Source organism: Paenirhodobacter sp., from assembly GCF_050177655.1.
GTDB lineage: Bacteria > Pseudomonadota > Alphaproteobacteria > Rhodobacterales > Rhodobacteraceae > Rhodobacter.
In genome coordinates this window covers 1-7,100 of record NZ_JBFXGV010000076.1, presented here as the reverse complement: position 1 = coordinate 7,100, position 7,100 = coordinate 1, and the positions used below count along the sequence as shown (strand labels likewise).

Annotated in this window: 9 protein-coding genes; 7 read left to right on the top strand and 2 right to left on the bottom strand. The window is 68.5% G+C overall.

What is annotated here, in order from left to right; translation table 11 throughout:
• A partial coding sequence (locus AB7U46_RS17140) for a GTP-binding protein (protein WP_231555447.1) occupies nt 1-127 on the bottom strand: 127 nt, incomplete at its 3' end.
• Nucleotides 128-374: 247 nt separating this feature from the next.
• On the opposite strand from AB7U46_RS17140, the gene AB7U46_RS17135 reads away from it, so the two are divergent.
• Nucleotides 375-1,223 carry a DUF533 domain-containing protein gene (locus tag AB7U46_RS17135; protein ID WP_428338200.1) on the top strand — a complete coding sequence of 283 codons (849 nt, stop codon included), beginning with the start codon at nt 375-377 and terminating at the stop codon, nt 1,221-1,223.
• A 137-nt stretch (nt 1,224-1,360) separates the two neighbouring features.
• On the opposite strand, the gene parC is transcribed toward AB7U46_RS17135, so the two are convergent.
• Complete coding sequence (gene parC / locus AB7U46_RS17130) at nt 1,361-3,619, bottom strand: DNA topoisomerase IV subunit A (protein WP_428338199.1); 2,259 nt, start codon at nt 3,617-3,619, stop codon at nt 1,361-1,363.
• 183 nt (nt 3,620-3,802) lie between these two features.
• On the opposite strand from parC, the gene AB7U46_RS17125 reads away from it, so the two are divergent.
• The 6 genes from AB7U46_RS17125 to AB7U46_RS17100 form a co-directional block, all read left to right on the top strand.
• On the top strand, nt 3,803-4,303 hold the full coding sequence (locus tag AB7U46_RS17125; protein ID WP_428338198.1) for an SH3 domain-containing protein: 501 nt from the start codon (nt 3,803-3,805) through the stop codon (nt 4,301-4,303).
• Nucleotides 4,304-4,384: 81 nt separating this feature from the next.
• A complete protein-coding gene (locus AB7U46_RS17120; protein WP_428338197.1) occupies nt 4,385-5,221 on the top strand; it encodes an SDR family NAD(P)-dependent oxidoreductase in 837 nt (278 codons plus the stop codon).
• 82 nt (nt 5,222-5,303) lie between these two features.
• Complete coding sequence (locus tag AB7U46_RS17115) at nt 5,304-5,504, top strand: twin transmembrane helix small protein (RefSeq protein ID WP_428338196.1); 201 nt, start codon at nt 5,304-5,306, stop codon at nt 5,502-5,504.
• A gap of 14 nt (nt 5,505-5,518) precedes the next feature.
• Nucleotides 5,519-6,091 carry a cob(I)yrinic acid a,c-diamide adenosyltransferase gene (locus tag AB7U46_RS17110; protein ID WP_428338195.1) on the top strand — a complete coding sequence of 191 codons (573 nt, stop codon included), beginning with the start codon at nt 5,519-5,521 and terminating at the stop codon, nt 6,089-6,091.
• A 179-nt stretch (nt 6,092-6,270) separates the two neighbouring features.
• Nucleotides 6,271-6,537, top strand: coding sequence for a YMGG-like glycine zipper-containing protein (locus tag AB7U46_RS17105; protein WP_428338194.1), 267 nt, complete (start codon nt 6,271-6,273; stop codon nt 6,535-6,537).
• A gap of 208 nt (nt 6,538-6,745) precedes the next feature.
• The coding region (locus AB7U46_RS17100) for an electron transfer flavoprotein subunit beta/FixA family protein (protein ID WP_428338193.1) at nt 6,746-7,100 on the top strand (355 nt) is incomplete at its 3' end.

Genomic DNA, 7,100 nt, shown 5'->3' with positions numbered 1-7,100 from the left:
CGTAGGCCTTGAATTCACCGAAGTACTTCGTGATCGCAGCCGTCAGCGTCGTCTTGCCGTGGTCAACGTGGCCGATCGTGCCGATGTTGACGTGCGGTTTCGTCCGTTCAAACTTTGCCTTTGCCATTCGCGGGGCGCCTTTGGTTCGGGGGCCGCCATCGGCCCGAGTCAATATCGGCCGTTCCCTATTGCGATGACGCGGAAAAATCAAGACCGCTTCGCGCGCACAGGCGCGCAGGCGCCGCCCCGAAGCGGCGCGGGCACAGCCGCCCCCGCCGCCGCGCCGCACCGGGGGAGCGGAGGGGCGCATTTCCCCTCGGCAGGCCGCGGGTCGGCGGCTAGACTGCGCGCGAAACCTCTGTGGGAGTTTGACGATGTCCTTGATGGGAACCCTGGCCAAGGTGGCGATCGGCGTGGCGGTGGCGAAAGGCGCCTCGAGCCTCGCGAAGAGCGGCCGAAGCGCCTCGGGCAGTTCGGCCGGCGCCGGCGGGCTCGGTGACATGATGGGCGCGATCCTCGGCGGTGGCAGCGGCACGGGCAGCGTCGCCGGCGGGCTTGGCGGCTTGCTCGACGAGCTCGGCGGCATGGGTGCCGGCACGACGACCAGCCGCCGCACGGCCACGACGAGCCGGCGCAAGACGCAGGAGCCCGATATCGGTTCGCTCCTCGGCCAGCTCACCGGCGCGACCGGCGGATCGGGCAGCGCGACGGGCGGCATCGGCGATCTGATCGGCTCGCTGGCGACCGCGGGGGCCGCAGGTGGCATCGGCGGGCTGCTCGGCGGCATGCTTTCGGGCGGCGGGCTCGGATCGAGCCTGAATTCCGCATTCGCGAACGGCGGCGAGCCCGACAGCAAACCGGCCCCCGCGCAGGAACTCGCCGCGGCGCTGCTGCTCAAGGCGATGATCCAGGCGGCGAAGGCCGACGGCCAGATCGACGCGGACGAACAGCAGAAGCTGATGGCGAAGCTCGGCGAGGTCACCGATGCCGAGAAGGCCTTCGTGCAGCAGGAGCTGGCGGCGCCGGTCGATGTCGAGGGGCTGGCACGGCAGATCCCCGAGGGGCTCGAGGCGCAGGCCTATACGATGTCGGTGATGGCGATCGACCTCGACAGCCAGGCGGAGGCGCAATACCTGCACCAGTTCGCCACCGCGCTCGGCCTGCAGCCGGTGGAGGTGAACCACATCCACGATCAGCTCGGCGTGCCGAAGCTTTACGCCTGAACGCGCCGGGGGCTGCGCGCCCCCGGCCTCCCCGGCCTATTCCGGCCAGGAAGAAAGCCCCGGGCCTTCATCTTGCCGGAAATACCTCGGGGGGATTGGCCGCAGGCCAAGGGGGGCTGCGCCCCCCTCTTTTTCGATCAATTGAAACGATTGTCCCGCGGGAAGCCGCGCGGCGCCATCCGGCCCGCGGTGGCGCGCTTGCCCAGCCATTCGGAAAGATCCGTCTCGGTCCGGGTGCGCCCCGCCGGATCCTTCCAGCTCACCCCGTCGGCCAGCGTGAAGGTGATCGCATCGCTCAGCCCGCCATCCTTGAACTTCTGCAGCCGCACGCCCTTGCCGCGCGCCATTTCGGGCAGCTCCTCGAGCGGGAAGACGAGCAGCTTGCGATTCTCGCCGACACAGGCGACGGCATCGCCGCCCACCATGCGGCAAACCGCGGTCTTCGCCCCCTCGCGCATGTTCAGCACCTGCTTGCCGGTGCGGGTCGAGGCCACGAGCTCCTCCCCCGGCACGACGAAACCGTCACCATCCGAGGAGGCGAGCAGGAATTTCTCCCCCGGCTTCGGCACGAGCACATGGCTGACCTCGACCTCGTTCGGCAGATCGACCATGAGCCGCACCGGCTCGCCCATGCCGCGCCCGCCGGGCAGGTTCGCACCAAGCAGCGTCCAGGCGCGCCCGTTCGTGCCCATCAGCACGATCCGGTCGGTGGTCTCGGCATGCAATGCAAAGGCCGGGCCGTCCCCATCCTTGAACTTCACCTCGGCATCGAGCGGCTGATGCCCCTTCATCGCGCGCACCCAGCCCATCTTCGACAGGATCACGGTGATCGGCTCGCGCTCGATCATCGCCTCGATCGGCACGTCGGTGACCTCGCCCGCATCCTCGAAATCGGTGCGGCGCTTGCCCGCCTCGGTGCCCTTGCCAAAGGCCTTGCGGACCTCCGCGAGCTCCTTGCCGATCTGCTTCCACTGCGCCTTTTCCGAGGCCAAAAGCGCCTCGAGCCGCTCGCGCTCGGCGATCAGCCCGTCGCGTTCGGCGCGCAGTTCCATCTCCTCGAGCCGGCGCAAGCTGCGCAGCCGCATGTTGAGGATCGCCTCGGCCTGCGCCTCGGTCAGATGCGCGACCGCCCCGCCCTCGGCCGCCCAGGGCTCGGCGATCAGCGCGGCCTTCGGATCATCCTCGAAGCGGATGATCTCGATCACCCGGTCGAGGTTGAGATAGGCGATGATATAGCCTTCGAGGATCTCGAGCCGGGTCGCGATCTTTTCCAGCCGGTGCTGCGAGCGGCGGCACAGCACCTCGCGGCGGTGGTCGAGGAAGGCGCGCAGCACCTCCTTGAGCGAGCAGACCTTGGGCACGCGCCCGTCGATCAGCACGTTCATGTTGAGCGAGAACCGCACCTCGAGCTCGGAATTGCGGAACAGCATCCCCATCAGCTGCGCGGGTTCGACCGTGCGCGCCCGCGGTTCGAGCACGATGCGCACATCGTCGGCGCTCTCGTCGCGCACATCGGCGAGGGCGGGCACCTTCTTCGTCTCGATCAGCTCGGCGAGGCGTTCGATCAGCTTCGCCTTCTGCACCTGATAGGGGATCTCGGTGACGACGACCTGCCACTGGCCGCGGCCCAGCTCCTCGACCGCCCAGCGCGCGCGCAGCCGGAACGCGCCGCGCCCGGTGCGATAGGCCTCGACGATATTCTCGCGCGGCTCGACCAGCACGCCGCCGGTCGGAAAATCCGGCCCCGGGATCAGCCCGACGAGCGCCTCGTCGGTGATCTCCGGTTCCTTGATCATCGCCAGACAGCCCTCGACCAGCTCGTCGAGGTTATGCGGCGGAATGTTCGTCGCCATGCCGACGGCGATGCCCGAGGCGCCATTCGCGAGCAGGTTCGGGAAGGCCGCGGGCAGCACCACCGGCTCGCTCAGCGTGCCGTCGTAATTCGGGCGGAAATCGACCGCATCCTCGGCCAGCCCTTCGAGCAGCGCCTCCGCCGGCGCCGCCATCCGCGCCTCGGTGTATCGGCTCGCCGCCGGATTGTCGCCGTCGATATTGCCGAAGTTGCCCTGCCCGTTGACGAGCGGGTAGCGCATCGCGAAATCCTGCGCGAGACGCGCCATCGCATCGTAGATCGCGGCATCGCCATGCGGGTGATAGTTGCCCATCACATCGCCCGAGATCTTCGCCGATTTGCGGAAGCCGCCGGTCGAGCTGAGCTTGAGCTCCCGCATCGCATAAAGAATGCGCCGATGCACCGGCTTCAGCCCGTCGCGGGCATCGGGCAGCGCGCGGTGCATGATCGTCGAGAGCGCATAGGTCAGGTAGCGCTCGCCGATCGCACGGGCGAGCGGCTCCGAGGTCGTCATCTGCGGCGGGGTGTCGTCATCTTCGCTCATGCCCCCGATCTAAAGGCTGCGCCCGCGCCGGTCCAGCGCGAAACGCGGACGCCGCCTCTGCGGGAAAATCCGGGCTTTTTTCTCCCGTCCCGGGAACCGTTCCGCGATTGACTCATTCCCCAAGGGCAAGCACAGCGTTATGATAACATTCCTGTGTAGTACGAGTCCCCTGGGGAGGGTGAAATGTTCCGGATGACCTTGATCACTTTGGCCGCGCTCTATCTTGTCCTGGCGGTTGCCGGTCGCGACGGAGGCAAGGACGAAGAGGCCCTGGCCGCAGCGCCGCAGGCCGCCGCGCAAACGGCTCCGATCGCCACGAGCCTCGCCGATCCGGCGAAACTCACCCCGGTGACCGCGGCCGCCTATACCACCGACGACACCCCCGCCCCCGCGGTCACGCCGGTGCGTCTGGCGCCGATGCCGGGCCCGTCGCTGCGCCCCGCGCCCGAATATCGCGGCCGGGAGGAGGCGCAGGCGGTCGACGGCGGCACGCTCTGGGCGGTGAACACGTCCTCGCTCAACGTCCGCTCCGGCCCCTCGACCGGCAACGCCGTGGTCGACCGGCTCACCCGCGGCGAGCAGGTGCTCGTCACCGCGGAAAGCGGCGGCTGGGTCCGCATCCGCATCGAGGGCGACGGCACCGACGGCTGGGTCTCGAAGAAACTCCTGCGCCCCGCGCGCTGACCCCGCCGGGCAAGGCGGAACTTGCCCCTTCTGCAGAGTTCAAATATCCCCGCCGGAGGCATCCCCGGGCGGAGAGACGCGATGGCGAAGACGATCCTGATCACCGGCTGTTCCTCCGGCATCGGCTATGACGCGGCGCATGGGCTGACGAAGGCGGGCTGGAAGGTCTTCGCCACCTGCCGCAGCGAGGAAGACTGCGCCCGGCTGCGCAGCGAGGGGCTGACCTCCTTCCAACTCGACCTCTCCGACCCCGCATCGATCGAGGCGGGCTTCAACGAGGCGCTCGCCCGCGGACGTGGCCGGCTCGATGCGGTCTACAACAACGCCGCCTTCGCCTGCCCCGGCGCGGTCGAAGACCTGCCTCCCGGCGCGCTGCGCGAGATCTTCGAGACCAATCTCTTCGGCCTGCACGACCTCACCACCCGCGCGATCAAGGTGATGCGGGCGCAGGGCGCGAATGGCGAGGGGCGGATCCTGCAATGCTCCTCCGTGCTCGGCATCGTCGGCATCCGCTGGCGCGGCGCCTATGTCGCGACGAAATTCGCGCTCGAGGGGCTCACCGACGTGCTGCGCCGCGAGATGCGCGACACCGGCATCAGGATCGTCACCATCAACCCTGGCCCGATCCCGACGAAGATCCGGGTGAACTCAATCCCGCATTTCGAGCGCTGGATCGACTGGAAGAATTCCGCGCGCCGCGAGCAATACGAAAGCGCGCTGCTCAAGCGGCTCTATGACGGTTCGGGCAAGCCCGACGCCTTCCAGCTGCCGCCCTCCGCCGTCACCGCGGCGATTCTCAAGGCGCTCGAGGCGCCCAATCCGCGCTCGCATTACTACGTCACCGGCGCGACGCATCTGAGCGCCCTCATCCGCCGCCTGCCGCTGCGGCTGCAGGACTGGATCCTCTCCCGCGCCTGACCTGCGCAGACCCGCGCCGACAAAACCCTCGCTTTTCGCCGCACCGCCGTTACTCTGGGGGCCGCGCAGCGAGGGAGGCAAGATGCGCAACGATCCGCTTTTCCTGCTCGCCGCGGGGGCGAGCCTCGTCGTGCTCGTCATCCTGATGATCGGCATCGGCGGCTTTGCCCGCGGCGGCGCGTTCAACAAACGCAACGCCAACAAGCTGATGCGGCTGCGCATCGCCGCGCAGGCGGTTGCGATCGCCCTCATTCTGCTGTTTGTCTGGCTGCGCAAGGGCTGAAAAGGGAGGCCGCGATGGTCGTGCTCAACCGCATCTACACCCGCACCGGCGACGCGGGCGAAACCGCGCTGGTGAACGGCGCGCGTGTCGCGAAACATTCGCCCCGCGTGCGCGCCTATGGCACGGTGGACGAGCTGAACGCGACGCTCGGCCTCGCGCGGCTGCATGCGACCGGCGAGACCGACGCGGCGCTCGCACGGATCCAGAACGACCTCTTCGATCTCGGCGCCGATCTCGCGCGCCCCGAGATGGAGAAGGACGGCGAGGCGGGCTATCCCGTGCTGCGCATCATCGAGACCCAGGTGACCCGGCTCGAGACCGAGATCGACGCGATGGTCGCCGTGCTCGAACCGCTGCGCAGCTTCATCCTGCCGGGCGGCTCGGCGCTCGCCGCGCATCTGCACCTCGCGCGCACCGTGGCGCGCCGTGCCGAGCGCGAGGCGGTGGAACTCGCCGCGGGCGAAAGCGCCAACCCCTGGGCGGTGAAATATCTCAACCGGCTTTCCGACTGGTTCTTCACCGCATCGCGGATGGCGAATGACGAAGGCCGCGCCGACGTGCTCTGGGTTCCGGGCGCAAACCGCTGAGCATTGCCGAAGCGGGGGGCTCCCGACCGGAAGGGCGGAGCCCCGGCCTGGGGTGCGGGCGCGAACCGCCGAGCCCATGGGCGGCGGAGCGGCGCCGAAACCGCTCCCTGCGCGCCGGAAGGGAACCGCGACCGCGGTTCCTGCGTTATGATGGGCGTAGTCCCAGACGGAGAATCGCCATGAAACCTGCCCTGATCGCCCTTCCGCTTTGCGCGCTTGCCCTCGCCGGCTGCATGGAAACGCAGGAAGAGCGCACCCTCGCCACCACCACCGCCGGCGGTGCCGCGCTCGGCGCGATGATCACCGACGATGACCGTGGCCGGGGCGCCGCCGTGGGCGCGGCGCTCGGCATGGCCACCGGCGCGATCATCAACGCCAATCGCAACCAGAACGGCCAGTGCCTCTATCGCGACCGCTACGGCCGCGAATATTACGCGCCCTGCTGAGTCCCCCAGACCCGTCGATCCGCTGCACGCCCGGCTGCGCCCCCGCGCATGGCCGGGCGTTTGCGCAAACAGGTCTCGCGACGTGACGTAGCGACAGCAAGAGGCGTCGTTTTTTCCCTGTCCTTCGCCCGGGCAGCATTGTAACAAAATTGCCGAACCAAGCTCCGCCCCGCTTCGGGGCGCTCCGAAACCATGGGAGACACCGCCGATGAAGGTCCTCGTACCTGTGAAGCGCGTGATCGACTACAACGTGAAGGTTCGCGTGAAAGCGGATGGCACGGGTGTCGATCTTGCCAATGTGAAGATGTCGATGAACCCCTTCGACGAGATTGCCGTCGAAGAGGCGATCCGGCTGAAGGAGAAGGGCGCGGTCTCGGAGATCGTGGTGGTCTCGATCGGCGTGAAACAGGCGCAGGAAACGCTGCGCACGGCGCTGGCCATGGGCGCGGATCGCGCGATCCTCGTCACTGCCGCCGATGACGTGCACAGCGACATCGAGCCGCTCGCGGTGGCGAAGATCCTCGCCAAGGTCGCGGCCGAGGAACAGCCCGGGCTGATCATCG

Coding starts and splice junctions, on each gene's coding strand:
- parC (WP_428338199.1), bottom strand. CDS start 3,619: ATGAGCGAAGATGACGACACCCCGCCGCAGATGACGACCTCGGAGCCG.
- AB7U46_RS17125 (WP_428338198.1), top strand. CDS start 3,803: ATGTTCCGGATGACCTTGATCACTTTGGCCGCGCTCTATCTTGTCCTG.
- AB7U46_RS17105 (WP_428338194.1), top strand. CDS start 6,271: ATGAAACCTGCCCTGATCGCCCTTCCGCTTTGCGCGCTTGCCCTCGCC.
- AB7U46_RS17110 (WP_428338195.1), top strand. CDS start 5,519: ATGGTCGTGCTCAACCGCATCTACACCCGCACCGGCGACGCGGGCGAA.
- AB7U46_RS17120 (WP_428338197.1), top strand. CDS start 4,385: ATGGCGAAGACGATCCTGATCACCGGCTGTTCCTCCGGCATCGGCTAT.
- AB7U46_RS17135 (WP_428338200.1), top strand. CDS start 375: ATGTCCTTGATGGGAACCCTGGCCAAGGTGGCGATCGGCGTGGCGGTG.
- AB7U46_RS17115 (WP_428338196.1), top strand. CDS start 5,304: ATGCGCAACGATCCGCTTTTCCTGCTCGCCGCGGGGGCGAGCCTCGTC.